Annotated in this window: 25 protein-coding genes; 13 read left to right on the top strand and 12 right to left on the bottom strand. The window is 68.3% G+C overall.

Going from position 1 to position 25,360, the window contains the following annotated elements; translation table 11 throughout:
* Positions 1-7 precede the first annotated feature (7 nt).
* From urtC to LPC10_RS16530, 7 genes are all read left to right on the top strand, one after another.
* The gene (gene urtC / locus LPC10_RS16560) at positions 8-1,201 is read left to right on the top strand and encodes an urea ABC transporter permease subunit UrtC (protein ID WP_231343551.1); all 1,194 of its coding nucleotides are present in this window, start codon (positions 8-10) and stop codon (positions 1,199-1,201) included.
* Between the two features lie 10 nt (positions 1,202-1,211).
* Complete coding sequence (gene urtD / locus LPC10_RS16555; protein WP_133091035.1) at positions 1,212-2,000, top strand: urea ABC transporter ATP-binding protein UrtD; 789 nt, start codon at positions 1,212-1,214, stop codon at positions 1,998-2,000.
* Positions 2,001-2,076: 76 nt separating this feature from the next.
* Positions 2,077-2,766 carry an urea ABC transporter ATP-binding subunit UrtE gene (gene urtE / locus LPC10_RS16550; RefSeq protein ID WP_231347077.1) on the top strand — a complete coding sequence of 230 codons (690 nt, stop codon included), beginning with the start codon at positions 2,077-2,079 and terminating at the stop codon, positions 2,764-2,766.
* A gap of 145 nt (positions 2,767-2,911) precedes the next feature.
* Positions 2,912-4,141: a formamidase gene (gene fmdA, locus LPC10_RS16545; RefSeq protein ID WP_231343550.1), complete on the top strand. Its 1,230-nt coding sequence runs from the start codon at positions 2,912-2,914 to the stop codon at positions 4,139-4,141.
* A gap of 64 nt (positions 4,142-4,205) precedes the next feature.
* Positions 4,206-4,523 (top strand): zinc ribbon domain-containing protein, encoded by a 318-nt coding sequence (locus tag LPC10_RS16540; protein WP_231343549.1) that lies wholly within the window; start codon positions 4,206-4,208, stop codon positions 4,521-4,523.
* Between the two features lie 166 nt (positions 4,524-4,689).
* The gene (locus LPC10_RS16535; RefSeq protein ID WP_231347076.1) at positions 4,690-6,174 is read left to right on the top strand and encodes a carbohydrate porin; all 1,485 of its coding nucleotides are present in this window, start codon (positions 4,690-4,692) and stop codon (positions 6,172-6,174) included.
* 75 nt (positions 6,175-6,249) lie between these two features.
* A complete protein-coding gene (locus LPC10_RS16530; RefSeq protein ID WP_231343548.1) occupies positions 6,250-7,302 on the top strand; it encodes an aliphatic amidase in 1,053 nt (350 codons plus the stop codon).
* Positions 7,303-7,378: 76 nt separating this feature from the next.
* Here the strand turns inward: LPC10_RS16530 and LPC10_RS16525 are convergent, their stop codons facing one another.
* Positions 7,379-7,978 (bottom strand): L,D-transpeptidase, encoded by a 600-nt coding sequence (locus tag LPC10_RS16525; RefSeq protein WP_231343547.1) that lies wholly within the window; start codon positions 7,976-7,978, stop codon positions 7,379-7,381.
* A 294-nt stretch (positions 7,979-8,272) separates the two neighbouring features.
* Between LPC10_RS16525 and LPC10_RS16520 the strand changes: the two genes are divergently transcribed.
* From LPC10_RS16520 to LPC10_RS16505, 4 genes are all read left to right on the top strand, one after another.
* Entirely contained in the window at positions 8,273-8,641 is a 369-nt protein-coding gene (locus tag LPC10_RS16520; protein ID WP_231347075.1) for a hypothetical protein, read from the top strand.
* Between the two features lie 377 nt (positions 8,642-9,018).
* Positions 9,019-10,344: an efflux RND transporter periplasmic adaptor subunit gene (locus LPC10_RS16515; protein ID WP_231343546.1), complete on the top strand. Its 1,326-nt coding sequence runs from the start codon at positions 9,019-9,021 to the stop codon at positions 10,342-10,344.
* An 87-nt stretch (positions 10,345-10,431) separates the two neighbouring features.
* A complete protein-coding gene (locus LPC10_RS16510; RefSeq protein ID WP_231343545.1) occupies positions 10,432-13,605 on the top strand; it encodes a multidrug efflux RND transporter permease subunit in 3,174 nt (1,057 codons plus the stop codon).
* A gap of 144 nt (positions 13,606-13,749) precedes the next feature.
* Positions 13,750-14,073, top strand: a complete 324-nt coding sequence (locus tag LPC10_RS16505) for a GIY-YIG nuclease family protein (RefSeq protein WP_231343544.1) — start codon at positions 13,750-13,752, stop codon at positions 14,071-14,073.
* Between the two features lie 64 nt (positions 14,074-14,137).
* On the opposite strand, the gene LPC10_RS16500 is transcribed toward LPC10_RS16505, so the two are convergent.
* From LPC10_RS16500 to LPC10_RS16485, 4 genes are all read right to left on the bottom strand, one after another.
* Positions 14,138-14,443 carry a hypothetical protein gene (locus LPC10_RS16500; protein ID WP_231343543.1) on the bottom strand — a complete coding sequence of 102 codons (306 nt, stop codon included), beginning with the start codon at positions 14,441-14,443 and terminating at the stop codon, positions 14,138-14,140.
* Complete coding sequence (gene gatA, locus LPC10_RS16495; RefSeq protein WP_231343542.1) at positions 14,440-15,921, bottom strand: Asp-tRNA(Asn)/Glu-tRNA(Gln) amidotransferase subunit GatA; 1,482 nt, start codon at positions 15,919-15,921, stop codon at positions 14,440-14,442. Before gatA ends, LPC10_RS16500 begins: the two co-directional genes overlap by 4 nt.
* Positions 15,922-16,011: 90 nt before the next feature.
* Entirely contained in the window at positions 16,012-16,299 is a 288-nt protein-coding gene (gatC, locus tag LPC10_RS16490) for an Asp-tRNA(Asn)/Glu-tRNA(Gln) amidotransferase subunit GatC (RefSeq protein ID WP_231343541.1), read from the bottom strand.
* A 109-nt stretch (positions 16,300-16,408) separates the two neighbouring features.
* Positions 16,409-16,576, bottom strand: coding sequence for a hypothetical protein (locus tag LPC10_RS16485; protein ID WP_231343540.1), 168 nt, complete (start codon positions 16,574-16,576; stop codon positions 16,409-16,411).
* A 166-nt stretch (positions 16,577-16,742) separates the two neighbouring features.
* Between LPC10_RS16485 and LPC10_RS16480 the strand changes: the two genes are divergently transcribed.
* Positions 16,743-17,321 (top strand): SMI1/KNR4 family protein, encoded by a 579-nt coding sequence (locus LPC10_RS16480; RefSeq protein WP_231343539.1) that lies wholly within the window; start codon positions 16,743-16,745, stop codon positions 17,319-17,321.
* Complete coding sequence (ruvX, locus tag LPC10_RS16475; protein ID WP_231343538.1) at positions 17,318-17,842, top strand: Holliday junction resolvase RuvX; 525 nt, start codon at positions 17,318-17,320, stop codon at positions 17,840-17,842. Before LPC10_RS16480 ends, ruvX begins: the two co-directional genes overlap by 4 nt.
* 252 nt (positions 17,843-18,094) lie before the next feature.
* On the opposite strand, the gene LPC10_RS16470 is transcribed toward ruvX, so the two are convergent.
* The 7 genes from LPC10_RS16470 to LPC10_RS16440 all read right to left on the bottom strand — a co-directional run bounded on the left by LPC10_RS16470 (position 18,095) and on the right by LPC10_RS16440 (position 25,203).
* Positions 18,095-18,778, bottom strand: coding sequence for a DJ-1/PfpI family protein (locus LPC10_RS16470; protein ID WP_231343537.1), 684 nt, complete (start codon positions 18,776-18,778; stop codon positions 18,095-18,097).
* Between the two features lie 22 nt (positions 18,779-18,800).
* Positions 18,801-19,952, bottom strand: a complete 1,152-nt coding sequence (locus LPC10_RS16465) for a hypothetical protein (RefSeq protein ID WP_231343536.1) — start codon at positions 19,950-19,952, stop codon at positions 18,801-18,803.
* Positions 19,949-20,770, bottom strand: coding sequence for a GDSL-type esterase/lipase family protein (locus LPC10_RS16460; RefSeq protein ID WP_231343535.1), 822 nt, complete (start codon positions 20,768-20,770; stop codon positions 19,949-19,951). The genes LPC10_RS16465 and LPC10_RS16460 overlap by 4 nt, the downstream gene beginning before the upstream one ends.
* A gap of 311 nt (positions 20,771-21,081) precedes the next feature.
* A complete protein-coding gene (dprA, locus tag LPC10_RS16455; RefSeq protein ID WP_231343534.1) occupies positions 21,082-22,308 on the bottom strand; it encodes a DNA-processing protein DprA in 1,227 nt (408 codons plus the stop codon).
* Between the two features lie 32 nt (positions 22,309-22,340).
* A complete protein-coding gene (gene plsY / locus LPC10_RS16450) occupies positions 22,341-22,949 on the bottom strand; it encodes a glycerol-3-phosphate 1-O-acyltransferase PlsY (RefSeq protein WP_231343533.1) in 609 nt (202 codons plus the stop codon).
* A complete protein-coding gene (locus tag LPC10_RS16445; RefSeq protein WP_231343532.1) occupies positions 22,946-24,250 on the bottom strand; it encodes a dihydroorotase in 1,305 nt (434 codons plus the stop codon). The genes plsY and LPC10_RS16445 overlap by 4 nt, the downstream gene beginning before the upstream one ends.
* A gap of 5 nt (positions 24,251-24,255) precedes the next feature.
* Positions 24,256-25,203: an aspartate carbamoyltransferase catalytic subunit gene (locus LPC10_RS16440; protein ID WP_231347074.1), complete on the bottom strand. Its 948-nt coding sequence runs from the start codon at positions 25,201-25,203 to the stop codon at positions 24,256-24,258.
* Positions 25,204-25,360: the final 157 nt, after the last annotated feature.

Genomic DNA, 25,360 nt, shown 5'->3' with positions numbered 1-25,360 from the left:
CGCCCCGATGACGAGCCAGAAGACAAGTCCGATGCAGTCCCTGTCGAAGGCGGTCACCGTCAACGACAACCCCTTCATGAAGCCGGTCGAGTGGGTCAGCCTCGCGCTGCTGGCCGGCGTGATCCTGATCGTCCTGCCGCTGATGCTCGACGGCTTTCGCCTCAACCTGGTCGGCAAGTATCTCACCTACGCCTTCGTCGCGCTCGGCCTCGTCATCTGCTGGGGCTATGCCGGCATCCTCTCGCTGGGCCAGGGCGTGTTCTTCGGGCTGGGCGGCTACTGCATGGCGATGTACTTGAAGCTGGAGGCGTCCAGCGTCGAGAACACGAAGATCCAGTCGACGCCGGGCATTCCCGACTTCATGGACTGGAACCAGATCACGGCACTCCCCTGGTTCTGGCACCCGTTCCAGAGCCTGCCGCTGACGCTTCTCCTCGTCGTCGCGGTGCCGGTGGCCTTCGCCTTCATCATCTCGGTGGCGATGTTCAAGCGCCGCGTCGGCGGCACCTACTTCGCCATCATCACCCAGGCGATCGCCGCCATCCTGACGATCCTGATCGTCGGCCAGCAGGGCTATACCGGCGGCATCAACGGCATCACCGACCTGCGCACCCTCCACGGCTGGGACATCCGCACCGACCACGCGAAGTTCATCCTCTACTTCGTCAACGGCGGGCTTCTCATCGGCTGCATCCTGATGGCGCAGTACGTGAAGAAGTCGAAGCTCGGGCGCATCCTGGTCGCCATGCGCGAGAAGGAGGACCGGGTCCGGTTCTCGGGCTACTCGGTGGCGGGCTTCAAGGTGTTCGCCTTCTGCCTCGCCGCGGCCTTCGCGGCGATCGGCGGGGCGATGTTCACCCTGCAGGTCGGGTTCATGTCGCCCTCCTTCGTCGGCATCGTGCCCTCGATCGAGATGGTGATCTACGCCGCCGTCGGCGGGCGCCTCTCGCTCTTCGGTGCGGTCTGGGGGACGCTGCTGGTCAACTGGGCCAAGACCTCGTTCTCCGAGTCCTTCCCCGACCTCTGGCTGTTCGGCCTCGGCGGCCTGTTCATCGCCGTGGTGCTGATCTTCCCCAACGGTCTCGCCGGCATCTGGCGCGAGCACATTGAACCCCGCCTGTTCCGCAAGGCCAAGGGGACGACCAAGGGCCTGGCCCCCGTCGCCAGCCCCGCCCTGCCCCACGGCACCCCGGCCGAGTGAGGAGACATCCATGAACGCGGCCATCCTCCCCTCATCCCTCCCGATCGGCACGCCTGCCGACGAAAAGGACTTCCTGCTGGCGGTCGAGGCGCTCACCGTCTCCTTCGACGGGTTCAAGGCGGTCAACGACGTCTCGTTCTATGTCGATCCGGACGAGATCCGGGTCATCATCGGCCCCAACGGCGCCGGCAAGACCACGGTGCTCGACCTGATCTGCGGGCGGACCAAGGCGAGCTCCGGCTCGATCAAGTACAAGGGCCAGGAACTGACCAAGCTCTCCGAGAGCGCGATCGTCCAGGCCGGCGTCGGCCGCAAGTTCCAGACGCCCTCGATCTACGACGATCTCACAGTGTTCGAGAATCTGGAGATCTCGTTCCCCCGCGGCCGCTCGGTGTTCGGGGCGCTCACCTTCAAGCGCGACGCCGAGGTGCGCGACCGCATCCATGAGATCGCCCAGACGATCTTCCTGAAGGACCAGCTCGACGAGCGGGCCGAGTTCCTGAGTCACGGCCAGAAGCAGTGGCTGGAGATCGGCATGCTGCTGATCCAGGATCCGGAACTCTTGATGCTCGACGAGCCGGTCGCCGGCATGAGCGTCGGCGAGCGCATCAAGACCGCCGAGCTCCTGAACCAGATCATCAAGGGCCGCTCGGTGCTCGTGATCGAGCACGACATGAAGTTCGTCGAGGACATCGCCCACCGCGTCACCGTGCTCCACCAGGGCAAGGTTCTCTCCGAAGGATCGATGGAGCGGGTCAAGAACGACCCGAAGGTCATCGAAGTCTATCTGGGCCACTGAAGGCGTATCGATCATGCTCCAGAAAGCCGCCTCCCCCGCTCCCATCGTGCCGCCGGTCATGACCGGCACGCAGCCGATGCTCGCGATCTCCGACCTCCACGCGGCCTACGGCCAGAGCGAGGTGCTGCACGGCATCGACCTCGACGTGGCGCCCGGCGAGATCGTCGCCGTGATGGGCCGCAACGGCATGGGCAAGTCGACGCTCATGAAGACGCTGATGGGCATCGTGCCGACGAAGTCGGGCTCGATCACCGTGGACGGCACCGACGTCACCGCCCTGAAGAGCCACACCCGCGTGGCCAAGGGGCTGGCCTACGTGCCGCAAGGCCGGATGATCTTCTCCACCATGACGGTGCAGGAGAACATCGAGACGGGCCTCACCGTCACCGGCTCGCGCAAGGTGCCGCAGGATCTCTACACGATGTTCCCGGTGCTGCTGGAGATGAAGGGCCGGCGCGGCGGCAACCTCTCCGGCGGCCAGCAGCAGCAGCTCGCCATCGCGAGGGCGCTCGCCAGCAACCCGAAGGTTCTGCTTCTCGACGAGCCGACCGAGGGCATTCAACCCTCGATTATTCGCGAAATGGGGCGTACGCTGAAGAAGATTCGCGACGAGCGCGGTCTGTCGATCGTCGTCTCGGAGCAGGTCTTAAGCTTTGCCATGGACGTGGCCGATCGGGTTCTCGTGATCGAGAACGGCTCGATCGTCCACGAGAGCTTGCGCGCCGACATCGACGAGGCGCAGGTCGCCCGGTTCCTGTCGGTCTGAGCCACGCGCTCCCCTCCACTCGGCGGGAGGAGAGCGCGCCGGGAAACGCGGAGTTCACGACACCCACGAAAGCGGCCGGACCAGCCCCGGACACGCAACGGGAACGGCTGCCCAAATTTCGAACAAGAGAGGAGCGGCGAAGGAAATGCCCGAGACCCTGATCAAGGTCGATCTCACGCAATCGGCCTACGACAACGACATGGTGCACAACCGCTGGCACCCGGACATTCCGATGGTCGCGATGGTGAAACCCGGCGACGACTTCATCGTCGAGACCTACGATTGGACCGGCGGCTTCATCAAGAACAACGATTCCGCCGACGACGTGCGCGACATCGACCTGTCGATCGTGCACTTCCTCTCCGGCCCGATCGGCGTCGAGGGCGCCGAGCCCGGCGACCTGCTCGTGGTCGATCTGCTCGATATCGGCGCCAAGCCCGAGAGCCAGTGGGGCTTCAACGGCTTCTTCTCGAAGAACAACGGCGGCGGCTTCCTCGACGAACACTTCCCCCAGGCGCAGAAGTCGATCTGGGATTTTGAGGGCATGTTCACCAAGTCGCGCCACGTGCCCGGCGTGCGCTTCCCCGGCCTGATCCATCCCGGCCTGATCGGCTGCCTGCCCGATCCGAAGATGCTGGAGACCTGGAACACCCGCGAAAAGGCACTCTACGACACCAATCCGAGCCGGGTGCCGGCGCTGGCCACCCTCCCCTTCGGGCCGACCGCGCATATGGGCCGCCTGAAGGGCGAGGCGAAGGAGGCGGCGGCGGCGACCGGGGCCCGCACGGTGCCGGGACGCGAGCACGGCGGCAATTGCGACATCAAGGATCTGTCGCGCGGCTCGAAGATCTACTTCCCCGTCTACGTGCCGGGCGCCGGTCTCTCGATGGGCGACCTGCATTTCAGCCAGGGCGACGGCGAGATCACCTTCTGCGGCGCCATCGAGATGGCGGGCTGGGTCCACCTCAAGGTCAGCCTGATCAAGGACGGCATGGCCAAGTACGGGATCAAGAACCCGATCTTCAAGCCGTCGCCGATCACCCCAAAATACGACGATCACCTGATCTTCGAGGGCGTCTCCGTCGACGAGTACGGCAAGCAGCACTACCTCGACGTGACGGTCGCCTATCGGCAGGCCTGCCTCAACGCGATCGAGTACCTGAAGAAGTTCGGTTACTCGGGCGCGCAGGCCTACTCGATCCTCGGCACCGCCCCGGTCCAGGGCCATATCTCCGGCGTCGTCGATATTCCGAACGCCTGCGCCACGCTCTGGATTCCGACCGGCATCTTCGACTTCGACATCAACCCGTCCGAAGCCGGGCCGACGAAGTTCCTGGACGGCTCGATCCAGATGCCGCTCTCGCCGGATCTGTAACTTTACTGGTTTGCCGCGCTCTCCGGGCGGCAAACCGCACACACTTTGCCTGAGAGCGCTTGAAATGCCGGTCTACGATTACGCCTGCGAGAGCTGCGGCCCCTTCACCGTTCTGCGCCCGATGGCGCAGTTCAAGGACCCGCATGACTGTCCGGATTGCGGCGGGGAATGCCAGCGCGCCTTCCTCACCGCCCCGCGGATTTCCGGCATGGATCCGGGGCTGAAGGCCGCTCACGCCACCAACGAGCGCAGCCGCCACGAGCCGCGACGCTCGCGCAGCCACGGAGCCGGCTGCGGCTGCTGCTCGCCGAAGAAGGCGGCGGCCGCACCAGCTGCGGCCAAGAGCTTCCCGAACGCGCGGCCCTGGATGATCAGCCACTGATCCGAAGACCGCCTTCGGCGGCGGACGCTCCGCGCGCCCGCCGCGTCACCCTGGGAGGAAACATCGACGGAACATCCGCTCCGTGAGGGAGCCGCCGGCTGAAGACACGACAAGCGGGACGAACCCCGTGGGGAGGCCGGCGCAGAGGACGGGTTGGGGACTGATGATGAGAAAAAGTACGAAACATGCAGATCGGGCCGGAAGGCCGGGGCGCCGCGGGGGCGCCGGAAGGGGAACGGCCGGCGCGCTGCTGGCGGCAGGGTTGGTTACGAGCCTCGCGGCGGCGCCCGCCGCCCTGGCGCAGCAGCCCTCACCGGTGGGCGAGTTCAACGATCAGACCCAGCCGCGCACCGATCCCAACATCGCCGCCAAACCCAGCGACCCCGTCCGCGTCGGGCCGCTCGCCCCCTGGGCCACCCACATGGCCGAGCGCGGGCTCACCTTCGACGTCAACGTCTACAACTTCTACCAAGCCAACCCCTCGGCCGGCCTGCGCACCGGCGAGCAGTCCAATTCCACCTACTTCGTCCTCTCCATGACCGCCGACATGCAGCGGCTGGCCGGCATCGCCGGGGGCGCCATCAAGTTCACCCAGACCTTCTTCGGCAACGTCCGCAACCTCAACATGGCCGCCGATATCGGCGACACCACGCTCGGCTACCAGCCGCCCTTCAACCCCAACTCCAACCGCCTTTCGCTGCTCACCTATCAGCAGAAGCTCCTCGACGACCGCCTCGTCGTCGAGTTCGGCCGCACCCACCCGGACCGCTACTACGGCCTGCCGCCGTGCAACTCGATCAACTCCTGCTTCCAGGACCTGTTCTACATCAACGCCGGCTTCACCTCGCCGCTCTACGCCGTCTGGGGCGCCAACGCCGCCTACCAGCTCTCACCCTCGACCTACATCCAGGCCGGCGCCTTCTCGGTGAACCCCGGCACCAACGCGCTGTCGGGCTACGACTGGGGCTACGAGCGGCTCGCGGGCGCGCTCGTGATGACCGAGATCGGCTACAAGACCGACTACACCATGACCGCCTATCCGGGCCGCGCCTCGCTCACCGGCTTCGTCAACACGGCCGACCACGACGACAACTTCAAGACGGTGCTGGGCACCTCGCGCGGGCTCAACCCCGGCACCCCGGCGCTGCAGAAGACGGGCACCTCGGGCATCGTTCTGACCGGCACGCAGACGGTCTGGCGCGCCGATGGCGGCCTGGTCGCCAACCCGCACCCGACGGCGATCTCGCTCTACACCGGCACGGGCTACGCCTTCGATCCGACGGTGCCGATCCGCTTCAACTCGTTCTTCGGCGTGCTCTTGCAGGCGCCCGACCAGAGCCGGCCGAACGACACCTATGGCCTGAAGATGAACTGGCAGCGTCTGTCTGAGAACTACACGCAGTTCCTGGCGGATGCGAACTTCATCTCGGGCGGCTCGGGCGCACCGTATTCGCGCGACAAGTTCGTGTTCGAGGCCAACGCGCATTTCGATGTCGGCGCGGGCGTGATCCTCGAGCCGGTGGTGCAGTACGTGGTCAACCCGAACACGTTCTGGAACCCCTACACGCCGCGGCGCGCCAAGGACGGCTTCTACGGCGGCTTCACCCTCGTCGTGCCGCTCGGAACCCTCTTCGGCCTCGCGCCGGGGTAGTCCGCATTCCGAGACGAAACCGGGGGCTCGCGCGGCGGGCCCCTCCCCTCGCACAAAACCGGAGGACATGCCGCCATGATGCACGGCGATATCTCATCGAGCCAGGACAGCGTCGGCGTCGCTGTCGTGAACTACAAGATGCCGCGACTGCACACCAAGGGCGAGGTCATCGAGAACGCCAAGAAGATCGGCGACATGATCCTCGGGATGAAGGCCGGCCTGCCGGGCCTCGACCTCGTGATCTTCCCCGAATACTCGACCCACGGCATCATGTACGACGCGGCCGAGATGTACGAGACCGCCTCGTCCGTCCCCGGTGCCGAGACGGAGATCTTCGCCGAGGCCTGCCGCAAGGCAGGGGTCTGGGGCGTGTTCTCGCTCACCGGCGAGCGCCATGAGGAGCATCCGCGCAAGGCCCCCTACAACACGCTCATCCTGATGAACGACCAGGGCGAGATCGTGCAGAAGTACCGCAAGATCATGCCCTGGACCCCGATCGAGGGCTGGTATCCGGGCGACCGCACCTACGTCTCGGACGGCCCGAAGGGGCTGAAGATCAGCCTCATCATCTGCGACGACGGCAACTATCCCGAGATTTGGCGCGACTGCGCCATGCGCGGCGCCGAGCTGATCATCCGCTGCCAGGGCTACATGTACCCGGCGAAAGAACAGCAGGTGCTGATCTCGAAGGCGATGGCGTTCGCCAACAACACCTATGTCGCGGTGGCCAACGCCGCCGGCTTCGACGGCGTCTACAGCTACTTCGGCCACTCGGCGATCATCGGCTTCGACGGCCGCACGCTCGGCGAGTGCGGCGAGGAGGAGATGGGCATCCAGTACGCCGCACTCTCGAAATTCCTGATCCGCGACTTCCGTGCCCATGGTCAGTCGGAGAACCACCTCTTCAAGCTTTTGCACCGCGGCTACACGGGCATGATCAACTCGAAGGAGAACCGGCACGGGATGTCGGAATGCCCCTACGACTTCTACCGCCGCTGGATCGAGGACCCCGACGGCACCCGCGATGCAGTGCGCGCCATCACCCGCTCGAGCGTCGGCACCGAGGAATGTCCGATCGAGGGCATCCCTTTCGTCGGCAAGGGCGAGGGCCCGCCCGATCCGCGGTGAGGCCGGGCAGAGACCGATACCCCGAGTGATGGAACCGAGCGCCCTCCCCCCGATCCGGGCGGAGGGCGCGTCTTCGTCAATCCTTCACGATCACCTTCGTCCCGACCCGCACCCGGTCGTAGAGATCGACCACGTCCTTGTTGGTCATGCGGATGCAGCCGGACGAGACCGCCGCGCCCATCGTCTCGGGCTCGTTGGAACCGTGGATGCGGTAGAGCGACGAGCCGAGATACATCGCCCGCGCACCCAGCGGGTTGTCCTGGCCGCCGGCCATGTAGCGCGGCAGGTCCGGGCGACGGGCGAGCATCTGCGACGGCGGGCGCCAAGCCGGCCATTCCTTCTTGCCCGTGATCGTCTTCGTGCCCGACCACGAGAAGCCGCGGCGCCCGACGCCGACGCCGTAGCGGATCGCCTCGCCGCCGCCGAGCACGTAGTAGAGCCGGCGCTGGCTCGTCGAGATCACGATCGTGCCGGGCTTCTCCTTGCCGGCATAGGCCACCGTCTCGCGGGGGATGGCCTGCGTCTTGAAGACGTTGATGAAGTCGGCGAGCGGTCCGCTGTCGAGCGGATTGGCGCGCGCCGGCACGAGCGCGGCGGTCGCGAGGGTGGCGCCGAGCACGAGCGTCGTGGCCAAGCGCGGCAGCGCGGAACGGCGCGGGAAAGATCGGGTCGTCACGACGGGAGTCCTCCACGGAAAGGCACCGCCGCGAGTGAAGTCCGGCGGGCCGGTCGATCGCTTTAGGGCGGCCGGTCACGGCAGGAGGAAGGCAAGGGTGTGTGTTCCGGGCAACGCTCATGCCAAATCCCTGGCATCCTCCGGAGCCCTGTGCCGCCCGGCACATCCGCGGACGGTCCCGCCGTGTTCGGCAGGGAGAGAAGCCAGAGAGGCTGCTCAGGAGAGCCGGCCAGAATGTCGCAGTCGATTGAATGGCAACGTTTCATCCACCACAATGAGGTCATCGTGACCCTCATGCCCCGCCCTGCCTCGCCGGGCCGTCCCGTTGCCGGCCTTCCGACCCGCATCGTCCTGTCCGCTCTGGCCGGGCTGCTGAGCCTGCTCGTCGTCATCGGACTTCCGGCCGATGGGGCGGCGCTCGGCGGCATCCCGCAGACCCGCGCCGAGGCGACGCTCGAGCAGCGGCCCGACACGGACCCGGTCGCCAGCGTGCGCACCGGACGGGTGATGCTCGAACTCGACGAGGTCGCGAGCCATGGGCGCGTGAGCGCGATCCTTCCCAGTCTGGATGGCGCAGATGCGTCGTCCCTCCCACGGCCGGCTTCCGACCGGAACCCTGCGGCCGCGGAGCCCGGCCCGTTCGAGCGTCCGCCCCGGACCTGACCGGCGGCCCGTTCCGGTCGCAAGGGCATCTCGACGAGGATGTCGAAAGGCTGGGGCGACGGCGCGATGCAAGGTGACGCCGTCGTCGGATTGCCAAACTTCGCGCCCAGGGTGCAATGCGACCGATCTCGGTCGTCCCGCACGGCCGATTCCCGATGCTTTCGGCATCCTCATACGGGCCCTTTCGATCCCTGATCGTCGTGGCGGCCCGGTGATTGCAACGGTGCGCGAGACCGATCCGGTCCGCGCCCACCCCGCGGCGCGGGGCGGCTTCCTTCTCGCGAAGTGCGCCCCCGCGTCCGGCCCATCGGCCCGGCGGCCTCGCCGACGGAAACACGCCGATGCGAACCGTAGAGCCTCGTAGGAGCACCCTCATCGTGACGCCGTCCACCCAGTCGCCCGGAAGCGGGCCCGGTCTCGTCAAGGCCGGCCGCAGCCGTTCCCGCTGGTCCCTGCCGGCCTCCCTCCTCGTCGGCGCCGTCCTCGTGGCCGTCTCGGCCTGCAACGAGCAGAAGGCCGCCGCGCCGGTGCCGCTGCCGCCGCCCGAGGTCAGCGTCGTCAGCGTGCGACCGCAGCCGATCCCCTATGTCCGCGACCTGCCGGGCCGCGTCGCGCCGATGCGCATCGCCGAGGTGCGCTCGCGGGTCTCGGGGCTGGTGGTCAAGCGCCTGTTCGAGCAGGGCAGCACCGTCAACGAAGGCGACGTCCTCTACAAGATCGACCCGGCGCCCTATCAGGTTGAGCTCGCGAGCGCCGAGGCGGCGCTGGCCAACCGGGAGGCGGCCCTGGTGCTCGCTAACCAGCAGGCCGAGCGACTGGAGACCCTGCTCGCCCGCAACACCGCGAGCCAGGCGCAGTACGACACGGCGTTTGCCGCCAAGAAGCAGGCCGAGGCCGAGGTCGCCGGCGCCAAGGCGGCCCGCGACCGGGCCAAGCTGAACCTGTCCTGGACCGACGTGCGCGCGCCGATCTCCGGCCGCATCGGACGGGCACTGCTGACCGAGGGCACGCTGATCGAGTCCGGTGCGACCGGCGTCCTCGCCACGATCCAGCAGCTCGATCCGATCTACGTCGACATCACCCAGTCGGTGGGCGAACTGAACAAGCTGCGCCGCGACATCGCCTCGGGCGAGCTCTCCAAACTCGCCGCCGACACCGCCAACGTCCATCTCATCATGGATGACGGCTCGCTCTACGGCTCGGCCGGACGCCTGCTCTTCTCCGACGTCACCGCCGATCCGAGCACCGGCCAGGTGACGCTGCGCGTGCAATTCCCCAACCCGCACAACGAGCTGTTCCCCGGCATGTATGTCCGCGCCCGGATCAAGCAGGGCATCGACGCGGACGCCATCGCCGTGCCGCAGCAGGCGATCCAGCGCACCAGCGACGGCAAGCCGGAGGTCTGGGTGGTCAAGCCGGACGGCAAGGTCATGCTCCAGCCGGTCGAGGTCGGTCCCGTGGTCGGCGGCAATTGGCTGATCCGCGAGGGGCTCGAAGGCGGCGAGAAGGTCGTCGTCGAGGGCTTCCAGAAGATCACCGCCGGCATCCAGGTGAAGACCGTCCCCTGGAAGACGGAGGTTTCCACCGACGAGGGCAAGCCGGTCGACACCGACAGCCACGACACCGACGGCACGGAGAACGGGGCCAAGGACGCGGCGGCGACGGGATCGACCGCGCAGCCCGTGGCCCAATACGCCGACTGATCGTCGAACGATCGCCCCGAGACCGTCCCGCCGGCGGATGACCTGACATTCGCCGGCTCGAACCCGACACGACGCTACGAGCCCCTTATGGCCCGCTTCTTCATCGACCGTCCGGTCTTCGCCTGGGTGGTCGCCCTGTTCATCATCCTAGGGGGCGCCCTCTCGCTCCCACTACTGCCGGTCGCGCAATATCCGGTGATCGCGCCCCCCTCGATCGCGCTGTCGACCGCCTTTCCCGGCGCCTCGGTGGAGAGCCTCTACACGGGCACGACCCGCCTGATCGAGGACGAGCTGAACGGCGCGGCCAACATCATGAGCTTCGAGTCGACCACCGATTCCTTCGGCTCGATCAACATCACGGCGACCTTCCAGCCCGGCACCGATCCGGCGCTCGCCTCGGTCGAGGTGCAGAACCGCCTCAAGCGCGTCGAGCCCCGCCTGCCCGCCGAGGTGCGCCAGAACGGCATCCTCGTCGAGGAGGCGTCGGCCGCGACCCTCAACATCATCACCCTGGTCTCGACCGACGGGAAGATGGACGAGATCGGGCTCGGCGACTTCCTGATGCGCAACGTGATCAACGAGATCCGCCGCATCCCCGGCGTGGGCCGCGCCACCCTCTACTCGACCGAGCGCTCGCTCCGCGTCTGGGTCGATCCGGACAAGCTGCGCGGCCTGTCTCTGACGCCCGGCGACGTCACCGAGGCGATCCGCAACCAGAACATCCAGATCGCCTCCGGCGCCGTCGGCGCGCAGCCGAGCCCGGTCGATCACGCGGTGTTCTCGCCGATCATCGTCAAGGGCCAGCTCAGCACCGTCGATGATTTCGGCGCGATCGTGCTGCGGGCCAATCCCGACGGCTCGAACGTGCGCCTGCGCGACGTGGCCCGGATCGAACTCGGCGGCGACGCCTACCAGTTCTCGACCCGCCTCAACGGCGGCGAGGCCGCCGGCATCTCGGTGACGCTCGCCCCCGACGGCAACGCGCTGGAAACCGCCAACGCCATCCGCGCCAAGATGGAGGAGCTGTCGCAGTTCTTCCCGCCCGGCCTGAAGTGGGATATCCCCTACGACATCACCCCCGCCGTGAAGGCCTCGATCAAGAAGGTCATGATGACCCTCGTCGAGGCGGTGGCGCTGGTCTTCGTCGTGATGTTCCTGTTCCTGCAGAACATCCGCTACACCCTGATCCCGACCATCGTCGTGCCGATCGCCCTGATGGGCACCGTGATGGTGATGCTGCTCGCCGGCTTCTCGGTGAACGTGCTGACCATGTTCGGCATGGTGCTGGCCATCGGCATCCTCGTCGACGACGCCATCGTCGTCGTCGAGAACGTCGAGCGCATCATGAACGAGGAGGGGCTGCCGCCCAAGGAGGCGACGGCCAAGGCGATGGAGCAGATCACCGGCGCCATCATCGGCATCACGCTGGTGCTGGTCGCGGTGTTCATCCCAATGGCCTTCTTCCCCGGCTCCGTCGGCATCATCTACCGCCAGTTCTCGATCGCGATGGTGACCTCCATCGCCTTCTCGGCCCTGTTGGCGCTGACCCTGACCCCGGCGCTCTGCGCCACGCTGCTGAAGCCGATCGAGAAGGGCCACGGGCACGCCAAGGGCGGCTTCTTCGGCTGGTTCAACCGGATCGTCGATCGCGAGACCGCCCGCTACGGCCGCGGCGCGGCGTGGTGCATCAAGAAGTCGGGCCGGGTGATGGTGATCTACCTGATCCTGGTGGCCGGCACCGCCTTCGCCTTTGTGCGACTGCCCGAGGGCTTCCTGCCGATCGAGGACCAGGGCTTCTTCACCGTCGATATCCAGACCCCGCCGGGCGCCTCGTTCAACCGGACGCAAGGGGCCGTGCGCAAGGTCGAGGAGTTCCTGCTGGCGCAGCCCGGCGTCGCCACGGTGACCACGCTCAACGGCTTCTCCTTCTCGGGCCAGGGGCCGAACCTGAGCCAGGCCTTCGTGACCCTGAAGCCCTGGTCCGAGCGCGACGCGGCGAACTCCGCAAGCGCCCTCGTGGCCGCCACCAACGCGGCGCTTGCCGGCTACCGCGACGCCATCGTCGATGCCCAGGAGCCGCCGCCGGTGGACAACCTCGGCAATGCGGCGGGCTTCTCGTTCCGCCTGCAGGACCGGGCGCAGAAGGGCTACTCGGCGCTGGCCGCCGCGGAGGCGCAATTGCTGGCGCTGGCCCGGCAGAGCCCGATCCTCAAGGCGGTGAAGATCGAGGGTCTTCCGCCGACGCCCCAGGCCGAGCTCATCATCGACCGTGAGAAGGCCGCCGCGCTCGGCGTGAAGTTCGAGGACATCAACGACGCGATCCAGGTCAACCTCGGCTCGGTCTACACCAACGACTTCCCGAACCTCGGCAAGATGCAGCGCGTCTACGTGCAGGCCGAGCAGTTGCAGCGCATGCAGGCGACCGACATCCTCAACTACGCGGTGAAGAACAGCCAGGGCACCATGGTGCCGATGTCCTCCTTCGCCGACCTCAAGTGGAGCATGGGGCCGAGCCAGATCGTCGGATTCAACGGCTACCAGTCGGTCCGCTTCACCGGCGAGCCGGCCGCCGGCTACACCTCGGGCGACGCCATCGCCGAGATGGAGCGGCTGATGACGCGGATGCCGAAGGGCTTCGGCTACGTCTGGACCGGCCAATCGCAGCAGGAGAAGCAGGCGGGCTCCCAGGCCTCGCTGCTGTTGGCCCTCTCGGTGCTGATCGTGTTCCTGTGTCTCGCCGCGCTCTACGAGAGCTGGGCGATCCCGCTCTCCGTGCTGCTCGTCATCCCGCTCGGTGTGATCGGCTCGGTGGCGGCGGTGTACCTGCGCGGCATGCCCAACGACGTCTACTTCAAGATCGGGCTCATCACGATCATCGGTCTCTCGGCCAAGAACGCGATCCTGATCGTGGAGTTTGCCAAGGACCTGTGGAAGCCGGGCACCAACATCGTCCAGGCGACGATCCAGGCGGCGACGCTGCGCTTCCGCCCGATCGTCATGACCTCGCTCGCCTTCATCTTCGGCGTGGTGCCGCTGGCGATCGCGACGGGGGCCGCCTCGAAGAGCCAGCAGGCCATCGGCACCGGCGTGATGGGCGGCATGATCTCGGCCACCGTGCTCGCGGTGTTCTTCGTGCCGGTCTTCTTCGTCGTGGTGATGGGCCTGTTCCGGCGCAAGGAGGTGGCCGCGGGCGAGAATGCCGAGGCCGCGCCGGAGGACGCCCAAAGGGCCGGGCACGGTCACTCGGTGCCGGCGGAGTAGCGGATGGGAGGCGCGGCGCGCGTGCTTCGAGGCACGCGTGCCGCGCGCACCTCAGCATGAGGAGCGGGGTGGATTCCATCTCCGTTGAGCCGAGGCAGCGAATCTTGGAAGGTCGGAGACCTTTCCCGTTTCGCCGAGGCTGACTTGACCGCGTTCGTCTATATGCTGCGGTGTGCTGACGGCAGCTACTACGTCGGCTCAGCCCGGGGTGAATCTCTCGACAAGCGGTTGGCCGAGCATCAGCCCGGAACCCGTATCGGCTACACCTATCACCGTCGCCCGGTGACACGGGTCTACGCAGAATGGTTCGATCGCATCACCGATGCCATCGCGGCTGAGCGCCGGATCAAAGGCTGGAGCCGTGCCAAGAAAGAAGCGTTGATCGCAGAGGATTGGGACAGGGTGCAATTCCTCGCGAAGCGCCCTTCCGCCAGGATCAGCTCATCCCACCAATCCCCCTCATCCTGAGGTGCCGCGAAGCGGCCTCGAAGGGTCCTCCAGCGATCGCGTCGAAGCCGGAAACCGCGCTGCCTCAGCGCTTCAGCACCCGCCGCGCCCCATACCCGAGCGCCGCCCATACGAACGCCGACACCGTCCGCACCGGAAAGAACGTCGGCAGGTCGGCCGCCACGGGGGCCGGCCAGGGCAGACCGATCCGCGTGACGAGCCACGCGAACAGAACCGAGATCGCCAGCGCGGCGATCGCCGCGATGAACACCTTGCCGAACTGATCCGCCTTCCAGCCGAGGAAGACCGCGACCGCGATCAGCAGCGGATCGAACCCGGCCTGGATCCAGACCGAGAAGGAATAGACCGGGACGACGGGAGCCGCGTTCACGCCCACCACGCCTTCGGCAGGCTGATCCGCCCGGCCGCGTTCTCGACAACTTGCGCGGCAGCGAACAGCGTCTCCTCGTCGAAGGGGCGACCGATGAGCTGAAGACCGAGCGGCAGCCCCTGCGCGTCGAGCCCGGCCGGCACCGAGATGCCCGGCAGCCCGGCCATGTTCACGGTCACCGTGAACACGTCGTTGAGGTACATCTCGACCGGATCGGCCGAGGCCATTTCGCCGATGCCGAAGGCCGCCGATGGGGTGGCAGGCGTCAGGATCGCGTCGATGCCGGAGGCGTAGGCCGCCTCGAAGTCGCGCTTGATCAGCGTGCGGATCTTCTGCGCCCGGACGTAGTAGGCGTCGTAATAGCCCGCCGAGAGCACATAGGTGCCGATCATGATGCGGCGCTTCACCTCGCGGCCGAAGCCGGCGGCGCGGGTGTTCTCGTACATCCCGGCGATGTCCTTGCCGGGAACGCGAAGGCCGTAGCGCACGCCGTCGTAGCGGGCGAGGTTCGAGGAGGCCTCCGCCGGGGCCACGATGTAGTAGGCCGGCAGCGCATATTGCGTGTGCGGCAGCGAAATCTCACGCACCGTCGCACCGGCTTCCCGCAGCCACTCCGCGCCCTGGTCCCAGAGCCGCTGGATCTCGGCAGGCATGCCCTCGACCCGGTACTCCCGCGGGATGCCGATGGTGAGACCCTTCACGCCGCGAGAGATTGCGGCCTCGAAATCCGGAACCGGCAGATCGACCGAGGTGGTGTCGCGCGGGTCGTGCCCGGCCATGGAGCCGAGCAGGATCGCGCAATCCTGCACCGTGCGAGCGATCGGGCCGGCCTGATCGAGGGAGGAGGCGTAGGCGATGATGCCCCAGCGCGAGCAGCGGCCGTAGGTCGGCTTGATGCCGACCGTGCCGGTGAAGGCCGCTGGCTGGCGGATCGAGCCGCCGGTGTCGGTGGCCGTGGCGCCGAGGCAGAGATGGGCGGCCACTGCCGCCGCCGAGCCGCCCGACGAGCCGCCGGGCACCAGCGGGGCGTCGGAGCCCTGTCGGCGCCAGGGCGAGACCGTCTTGCCGTAGGCGCTGGTCTCGTTCGACGAGCCCATGGCGAACTCGTCGAGGTTGAGCTTGCCCAGCATCACCGCGCCGTCGCGCCAGAGCTGGGACGAGACGTTCGACTCGTAATGCGGCTCGAACCCTTCGAGGATCTTCGAGCCCGCCGTGGTGTGGACCCCTTGCGTGGCGAACAGGTCCTTGATGCCGAGCGGCAGGCCCTCCAGCGGCCGGGCCTCGCCCTTGGCGATCTTGGCATCCGACACGTCGGCCATCTTCAGGGCGCGGTCGGGGGTTGCGACGATGTAGGCGTTGAGCGCCTGCGCCTTCTCGATCGCGTCGAGATGGGCCTGCGCGATCTCGCGGGCCGAGAAGTCTTTGGCCTTCAGCCCGTCGCGGGCCTCGGCCAGGGTGAGTTCGTTGAGTGCCGTCATGCCCGTTCCAGACCTACGCGCCCGGCCCCGCGGGCGTTGGTTCGCCTCCGCGAGGAGCCGGAGAAGCCGCTCCGACGATGCCGAGAAATCTTACTCGACGACCTTCGGTACGAGAAAATAGTTGTCCTCGGTCTCGGGAGCGTTGGCGACGATGTCGCTCGCCCGGCCGCCGTCGTTGACCACGTCCGCACGCTTCTTCATGCGCATCGGGGTGACGGAGGTCATCGGCTCGACGCCTTCGACATCGACCGCGCCGAGTTGCTCCACGAAGGCGAGGATCGCGTTGAGTTCGCCCTGCAGCGGCGCGACGTCCTCGTCGGCCACCGCGATGCGGGCCAGATGCGCGATGCGCCGTACCGTTTTCTCGTCGACCGACATGCCGCCTTGCCTGCCTCGGGCGGGAAAGCGCCCCGCTCCGGAATGCGCCGGGCTATAGCACCCGCCTTCGCGCAGGGGCAACGCCGACGGCGGTTGCGGGTCCGGCCGCTCAGACGATGACGTGGCCGTGGGTCGTCGGCATGTCCACGCTGATGCCGGGGCGGCGGTAGCGGTCGGCGTTGTAGGTGCCGACGACGAGGATCTCCAGCGCCAGCATCAGCATCAGCGCGTGCCGCCGTGAGAAGCGGCCTGATCCGGGACGGGCGGCGGACGGCATGGGATGGGACGGCTCCGGTGTGGTTAACGAAGTCTTAACACCGCTTTCCGTGTCCCGCTCCCTCCCGATGAGGGCAACCGTCCAGGTTGGTTAACGCCACGGTGGACAAGTCCGCGCGGGCGGGCGTAAGCCCCTGTGTCATCGGGAATGCGGGGAGGACCGGGCTATGTGGGACAGCGTCTTCCGGGAGCTGAAGCCGGGCCTGACGTCGAGCGAGGCGGATCTCGCTCGCGCCGAGGCGGAGCTCGGCTTTCCCCTCCCTCAGAGCTACCGAAGCTTCGCGCAGAGCTGCGGTGCCGGACGGATCGGCGGCCATCTGCGCATCTTCACCCCGGTTCCGGTGGAGGCGGCTGACCTGACCTCGCGCGCGCACCTGATCTCGCACGGCGTCGCGCTCGCCCTCGACGGTCTGCGCGACGAGGGCAGCGACGAGCCGCATCGCTTCACCATCGAGGGCGACGCCGATGCCGGTCTGATGGAGCGGGCCTGCTTCTTCGGCCAGACCGAGCGGGGCGACTTCCTGTTCTTCGAAGTGACGCCGGGATTTCCTGAATACGACATCTGGGTGCTGTGCGCCGATCTCGAGCTGGTGCATTTCGGCGGCGCCGACCTCGCTACCTTCCTGCGCGGTCTTCAGGGTCTCGAAATCCTGCACATTCTCGGCGACGGCGAAGGGCCGCTGCCCGCGACCTTCGAGGGCGACGACGCGGCGGCTCTCGAGAAGCTCGGAGCGAGCGCTTCGTGAACCGCGAGGAGATTGCGGCCTTCGCCGAGGCCTCGTCCGGCGCGCCGCGCCTGATCGGGCTCGACCTCGGCACCAAGACCATCGGGCTGGCGCTCTCCGATGTCGGCCGGCAGATCGCCTCGCCGCTGGAGACCATCCGGCGGGTGAAGTTCACGCCGGACGCGCAGCGGATCGCGGCGCTCTGCGCGACCCATGCCGTCGGCGGGCTCGTCATCGGCCTGCCCCTCAACATGGACGGTTCAGAAGGGCCCAGGGTGCAATCGAGCCGGAGCTTCGCCCGCAACCTGAAACCGCTGCTGCCGCTGCCGGTGCTGTTCTTCGACGAGCGGCTCTCCACCGCCGCCGTCACTCGCACCCTGCTCGAAGCGGACGCGTCGCGGTCTCGCCGCGGCGAGCTCGTGGACAAGCTCGCCGCCGCCTACATCCTGCAGAGCTGCCTCGACGTGATGGGCGGGCTTTTGGGTGGAGCGGAGGAGACGGACGAGGCAATCGACGGGCGCTGGCCGCAAGAACAGTTGTGATACGATTTCCGGTTGATGGCTTCGGTCATCGCAAGGCGAAGCCGTGGCGATCCAGGGCACGCGCCTACCGGAGATGTCGCGCCCTGGATCAATCCGGCTTCGCCTTGCGATGACGGAGGAGATGAGGTCGGCCCGAACGGATCGGCCGGCGGCCGTATGAGGGGAGCCCCTTGCGCGGCCTGATCCAATCCGCTCCCTTATCCTGAGGTGCCGGAGCGAAGTGGAGGCCTCAGGGTGAGGCGGGCGGTGGGATCACCGCCTTTCGGCAGCCGTCACCCGCGCCACGATCGCCTCCCGCTCGCGGCGCGTCGTCGACAAGCGCTCGCGGGTGGTGGCGAGGATGTCGGGCCCGGCGCTCTCGGGTCGGCCGGCGTCGAAGGGCGGGGCCGGGGCGTATTCCAAGTGAAGCTGGATCGCCTGCGCCGTCGCCGCGTCCGTCAGTTCGGCGGCGAGCGTCAGGCCGAAATCGATGCCCGCGGTCACGCCGCCGCCGGTGATCAGGTTGCCGTCGCGCACCACGCGCGCTTGCGTCGGGATCGCCCCGAAGTGGCTGAGCAGATCATGCGCCGCCCAATGCGTCGTGGCGCGCTTGCCCCGCAAGAGCCCGGCCGCGCCGAGCACCAGGGCGCCGGTGCAGACGGAGGTGAGGTAGCGCGCACCCGCCGCCTGCCGGCACAGGAAATCGAGGGTATCGCCATCCTCCATCAGCGGGTTCACCCCGCCGCCGCCGGGCACGCAGATCACGTCGAGGGCCGGGCAATCGGCGAAGGTGACGGTCGGCGTCAGCACGAGGCCGGTGGCGCTCGCGAGCGGTTCGAGTGTTGTCGCGACGAGATGGACGCGGGCGCCGGGCACCATGGCCAGCACCTCGTAGGGCCCCGTGAGGTCGAGTTGCTGCACCCGCGGGAAGACGAGGAAGCCGATCTCGATCGTCATGTCCGGTATCCTGCGCTCGAAACTACCGCAGATAGATCACGCTGTAGAGCGAGGCGCGCAACTCGTCCTCGTCGAGCCAGACCCGGCCGAGGTCGCAGCGCTCGGCAATGCCGGGCCGCATCCGGGCGCAGTACTCGCCGGTATTGTCCTGCAGATGATACTGGCAGCGGCCCCCCACTTTGCGCCGGGCGATGATCGGGCTCGAATGGTCGGCAGCGATGTCCGGGTCCTTCGGCAGGCGCTCCTCCAGCACGTACCAGGAATAGCCGATCACCGGCAGGCGGTCGCGGTCGAGGGCGTAGTCGATCATCGCCATCAGCCGGTCGGTGCCAGCCTGGAGGCCGGGCTCTCGGCGCGCCGCCTTGTCCATGAAGTCGAGCTGGTTGTCGGCGATCGAATCCGAGACAGGGATCAGCGGTACCGGCAGCGGCTTTCGCCGGCAGCGCCGCTCGACATGGGCGATCCAGCCCGCGTTGAAGGCATCCGTCGCCGGGTCGCGCAGGCGCGGCACCGTTCCGCCGAGGCTGCGCCACGAGATCTTCGGGGCGGCGACGCGGCTGCGCCAGCGCAGGGCACCGAAGGTGCGAACGTGCTGGCCGTAGCCGTCGAAGGAGGGCAGGTCCCGATCCGGGCACAGGCCGCCGAGATTGTAGAGGAGCGTGGCCGCCTCCTCCTGCCCGTCCTCCAGCTTGTCGAAATAGGGCTTTCGGCCCGGATTACGCTCGCGGCTCGCCTCGGTATCGTTGCGGCTCTCGGCGATCTCCTCCGCGAGGTCGGGATGCCGGCCCAGGTAGCGCCGCAAGGCGCGGTCGCGGCTGTGCAGCAGGCCCGCCGGGTCGGCGAAATAGTAGCGGGTGGCCACATCGAGCGCCGAGACGGTGACGCCGACGCGCTGCGAGATCATGTCGGCGGTGGCGTAGGCGAAGCAGATCGCGCTGTCGCCCTGGCTCATCGGCGACAGGGCCGGGTTGGGGCTGATCCGGTCGTCGAGCGGATGGGTGCCGGGGCGGCGGCCGGGCGCCAACACGGTCACGTCCGCGCACGACTTGTTGCGGGCGTAGCGCGGGTTCTCGGGCAGCAGGCGCGTGTCGACCGCTGCGGCCGGTGTGGCCGCGAGCAGAAGTCCGGCTGCGAGAGAATGGACGAGGCGGGCCGCCCCGAGGGTGCGCTTCAATCCGCCCCCGCCGCGGCCACGGCGACCGGCGCTGCCTCGGCGCCGTCGAGCACCGTATCCTGCGCCGCCTCGGCGAGCAGAGCGTAGCCGCCATCCGCCATGTGCAGGCCGTCGCTCGCGAACAATTCGGTGCGGGTCAACCGGCCCTGGCCGATCCAGTCGCGCATCAGGTCCGAGCGGCGGATCACCGGGATGTCGAGGTCGTGGCCCAGCGCGCGCACTGCGTCGCGGAACCGGTCGGCGCCGGGCGTGGCGTCCAGCGCCGGGCACCATTGCGGCTCCATCAGCACCACGTCGATGCCTGCCGCGCGGATGCGCTCCAGGGCCGTCTCGGTCGCCTCGCGGAAATGGTCGAGCGAGACGCCGCGCAGGGGATCGTTGCTGCCGGTCTGCCAGATCACGAGATCGGGCCGGGGGGCGATGACGTCCCGGTCGAGCCGGGCCAGCATCTCGTCCACCGCCTCGCCGCCGATGCCCCGGTTGGTGACGGTGACCCGGCCACCGAGATGCGGCAGGGCACGGCGCAGCCCGGCTTCGAGACGGGCGGGATAGGCGGCGGCGGGATGGCTGGCGCCGATACCCTCGGTCGAGGAGGAGCCGAAGGCGATGATGGTCAGCGGCCCACCCAGAGCGATCTTCTGGGCGACGTGCGGAAGGCCGGCCGGGGTGGCGTCCTCGAACAGGCCGAGATCGATGTCGAGGTTTGCCGGCAGCAGATCGGCGTAGGCGAGAACCGCAGTCGAGGAGAGGGTGAGGGCCAGCATCAGCGCCGTCGTGCCGATGAGCTGCCGCGGATGTCTCAAGGAGACTGTCCGCATCCGAGCAAGACGAAGAAACCGCGCCACCGCTTTCGAGCCCCCGCCCGCATGCCGCCTCGTCCCGGGGGCTTTGCAGGATTATCGATCTCGACTCTTGTAGCCGAACCGAAATTGGATTGCGGCCCAATAATCGTGATTCGCCACAACCGCAATGCGGAGTGTTTGATGGAGTCTTAAGTCCAAGCGCCGGATGAAATGATTTTTGTTCATCGGAGTGCCTCGCCCGGTGCCTCCGCCGTCATCGCGAAGCAGTCAACCGGAAACGGTTTGAGCGGCGATCAAGAGCGGAAGCGGGGCCGAGGCGTCCGTCCTCACGAGCCGGATCGTCCGACCCATGCCGGCAAAGCCAGGGATACCGTCCCGCTTCCGTGCCGCTCGATCCGGCCATCGAGTTCGAGTTCGAGCAGCGTCGTCTGCACGACCCGGACCGGTAGGCCGGATGAGCGGGCGAGTTCGTCGGTGCCGACCGGGGTGGGGCTGAGGCAGGCGATCAGCCGGGCGCGATCGTCGTGCGGTTCGGATTGGGGCTCCGCGAGAGAACCGGCCGTGTCCGCCGCGTCGGCAAACAGCGGCAGGGCGGTCGCCGAGCCGCCGTCGAAATCGATCTCGTCCCAGTAATCGGGTGTGCCCGACCTCTCGGGGCGGTCGTTCAGGCCTTCCGCGGGCGATGCGTGCCCGTCCATCAGCGGAGCGAGAACGGACAGGACGTGCTCGACCTCGCCGACCAATGTCGCGCCCTCTCGGATCAGGTCGTTGGTGCCTTCCGCCCGCGGATCGAGCGGGGAGCCGGGAACCGCGAACACCTCACGGCCCTGCTCCAGCGCGAAGCGGGCGGTGATGAGCGAGCCGGAGCGGCGCGCGGCCTCGACGACGACCGTGCCGAGGCTGAGCCCCGAGATGATGCGGTTGCGCCGGGGGAAGTCGCGCCCGCGCGGTACCCACCCCATCGGCATCTCGGCAACCACCGCCCCGCCCGCATCGACGATCTCCTCGACGAGGCCGGCATGGTTCTCCGGATAGATCCGGTCCTGCCCGCCAGCGAGGACCGCGACGGTGCCGGTCGACAGCGTGGCCCTGTGGGCGCGGGCATCGATGCCGCGGGCGAGCCCCGAGACGACGACGAGGCCGGCCTCACCGAACCCGCGGGCGAGCCGTTCGGTGAAGGCGAGGCCCGCCGTCGAGGCGTTGCGCGAGCCGACGATCGCCACGGACGCCCTCAGCAGGGCGGCCGGATCGCCGCGCACCGCGATCAGCGGCGGGGCGGTGTCGGTGGCGTGGAGCGCCTTCGGGTAGGCTGTCTCCCCCATGGCGATGAAGCGGATGCCGAGGCGGGTGGCGGCGGTCATCTCGCGCTCGGCCTCCGCCTTCGAGGGCGGCACGGCGCGCTTGGCGGTGCGCTTCGTCAGGTCCGGAAGGGCGTCGAGGGCGGCGGACGCGCTTCCGAAGCGGTTGATCAGGCCGCGGAACGTGCGCGGGCCGATGCCGTCGGTGCGGATCAGCCGCAGCCAGTCGAGGCGCTGTCCATCGGTGAGTTGCATGCGGTCCCCCTCCTGACGGGAGGGGGCCGTCCTCAGCCCTTCTGCCCGATCCGGCCCTCGGTGCCGGCGGCGAGTCGGCGAATGTTGGGCGCGTGCTTCCACCATAGCAGCGCCGCGAGCACGAGGAAGAGCGCTGCAACCGCTCCGTGTCCGAGGGCCCACAGAACGAGGGGCGTGGCGGCCGAAGCCGCGAGCGCGGCCAGCGAGGAGTATTTCAGGGCGAAGGCCAGCCCGAGCCAGATCGCGGCGAAGGCGAGCAAGGTCAGCGGGCTCAGCGCCAGCAGCACGCCGATGAAGGTCGCCACCCCCTTGCCGCCCTTGAAGCCGAGCCAGACCGGAAAGAGATGGCCGAGGAAGGCGCCGAGCCCGGCGGCCAGTGCCGGTCCCTCCCCCCAATGGCCGGCGGCGAGCACCGGCAGCGTGCCCTTCAGCGCGTCGCAGAGAAGGGTCGCGGCCGCCAACCCCTTGCGGCCGGTGCGCAGCACATTGGTCGCGCCGATATTGCCCGAACCGATCGCGCGAACGTCGCCGAGGCCGGCGAACTTCGTCAGGATCAGGCCGAAGGGGATCGCGCCGCAGGCGTAGCCGAAGACGAGGGCGGCGATCAGGGCCGGCCAGCCGGCCGCAAGCAGCGTGGTCATGCGGCGATGGCCGAAAGGTCGGAGCGGTGGACGATCCGGCCGCCGACCAGCGTCAGCACCGCCGCGCCCTGGAGCCGCGCCTCGTCGAAGGGCGAATTCTTCGAGCGGGACTTCAGGTGCCGCTTGTCCAGCACGTAAGGAAGGTCGGGGTCGATCAGCACGAGATCGGCGGGGGCGCCTTTCTCCAGGCGCCCGGCCTCGCGACCGAGCAGCCTCGCCGGGTTGGCCGAGAGCGCGCCGAGCAGCGTCTTCAGGCTCACGTCGCCGGTATGGAGCAGGCGAAGGCTCGCGCCGAGCAGCGTCTCGATGCCGAGCGCGCCGTCGGCGGCCTCGGCGAAGGGCAGACGCTTGGTCTCGACGTCCTGCGGGTTGTGATCGGAGACGATGACGTCGATCACGCCCTCGTTGAGCGCGGCGATCACCGCCGCCCGGTCGTCCTCGCGGCGCAACGGCGGCGAGAGCTTGCAGAAGGTGCGGTAGTGGCCGATGTCGCCCTCGTTGAGCACGAGGTTGTTGACCGAGACGCCGCAGGTCACGGGCAGGCCCGCCGCCTTGGCGCGCCTCACGATCTCGACCGAGTCGGCGCAGGAGATCATCGCCGCGTGGTAGCGCCCTCCGGTGAGGCGCACGAGGCGGATGTCGCGCTCCAGCATCACCGTCTCGGCCTCGCGGGGAATGCCGAGCAGGCCCAGCCGCGAGGCCATCTCGCCTTCGTTCATCACGCCGTCGCCGACGAGGTCCGGCTCCTCGACGTGCTGCATCAGCAGCGCGCCGAAATCCCGTGCGTAGGTCAGCGCGCGGCGCATCACCTGGGCGTTGGTGACGGCCTTGAGCCCGTCGGTGAAGGCGACGGCCCCGGCTTCCGCGAGCAGGCCGAACTCGGTCATCTCGCGGCCGGCCAAGCCCTTGGTGATGGCAGCCGCCGGCAGCACATTGACGCTCGCCGTGTCGCGGGCGCGGCGCAGCACGAAATCGACGATGGCCGGCCCGTCGATGACGGGGTTGGTGTCGGGCATGCAGACGAGCGTCGTCACGCCGCCGGCCGCCGCGGCCGCGCTCGCCGAGGCCAGGGTCTCGCGATGCTCGGCGCCGGGCTCGCCGACGAAGGCGCGCAGATCGATCAGGCCGGGGGCGAGGGTGAGCCCACCGCAGTCGATGTTTTGGGCATCCTCCGGTGCGCCGGGCGCGCCATCCCAGGCGACATCGGCGATGCGGCCGTCGCGCACGAGCACGGCGCCGGGACCCTCGCGGCCGGTGGCGGGGTCGAGGAGCTGGGCGTTGGAGAAGACGAGCGCGCTCATTTGGGTCACCCGTTCGGCAAGTGGGTCGCCAGCGCTTCCAGCACGGCCATGCGCACGGCGACGCCCATCTCGACCTGCTCGCGGATCAGCGATTGCGCCCCATCGGCGATTTCGGAAGAAATCTCGACGCCGCGGTTCATGGGACCCGGATGCATCACCAGCGCGTCGGGCTTGGCCAGCGCCAGCTTGTCGCCGTCGAGACCGTAATAGCGGAAATATTCCTTCACGCTCGGCACGAAGGAGCCGTTCATGCGCTCGCGCTGCAGGCGCAGCATCATCACGATGTCGCTGCCCTTCAGCCCCGCGCGCATATCGGTGAAAACTTCGACGCCGAAGCGCTCGATGCCGGTCGGCAGCAGCGTCGAGGGGCCGATCACCCGCACACGGGCGCCGAGCGCCTGGAGCAGGATGATGTTGGAGCGCGCCACACGCGAGTGCAGGACATCGCCGCAGATCGCGACCTGAAGCCCCTCGATGCCGCCCTTGTTGCGGCGGATGGTCAGCGCGTCCAGCAGCGCCTGGGTCGGGTGCTCGTGGGCGCCATCGCCGGCGTTGACCACCGCGCAATCGACCTTGCGGGCCAGAAGATGCACGGCGCCCGCCGCGTGGTGGCGCACCACGATGATGTCGGGCCGCATGGCGTTGAGCGTCGCCGCGGTGTCGATCAGCGTCTCGCCCTTCTTCACCGAGGACGAGGCCACCGACATGTTCATCACGTCGGCGCCGAGCCGCTTGCCCGCGAGTTCGAACGAGGATTGCGTGCGGGTCGAGGGCTCGAAGAACAGGTTGATCTGCGTGCGGCCGCGCAGGACGTTGCGCTTCTTCTCGACCTGCCGCGACAGGGCGACGGCGGCGTCGGCCCGCTCCAGGAGCGATTCGATATCCGGACGGCTCAGGCCTTCGATGCCGAGCAGGTGCCGGTGCGGGAAGGCGGGTGCGGTCTGAGCGGTCATGCGGCGGTTCTGTCGTCGGACCTGCGCTATAGGTGTCTCGAAGGGACGCGGCAAGGCGCGGGAGCGTCCGGTGGCCGGTGCGATCGACGCTGCGAGGAAAACGATCCAGTCCGGTCGCGGCTGAGAGATTTTCTTCGTCATCGCGAGCCCGTGATCG

It is taken from the genome of Methylorubrum sp. B1-46, assembly GCF_021117295.1.
Classification (GTDB): Bacteria; Pseudomonadota; Alphaproteobacteria; order Rhizobiales; family Beijerinckiaceae; genus Methylobacterium.
Note: the sequence above shows the minus strand (reverse complement) of the source record. Positions and strands in the feature narration are given on the sequence as shown.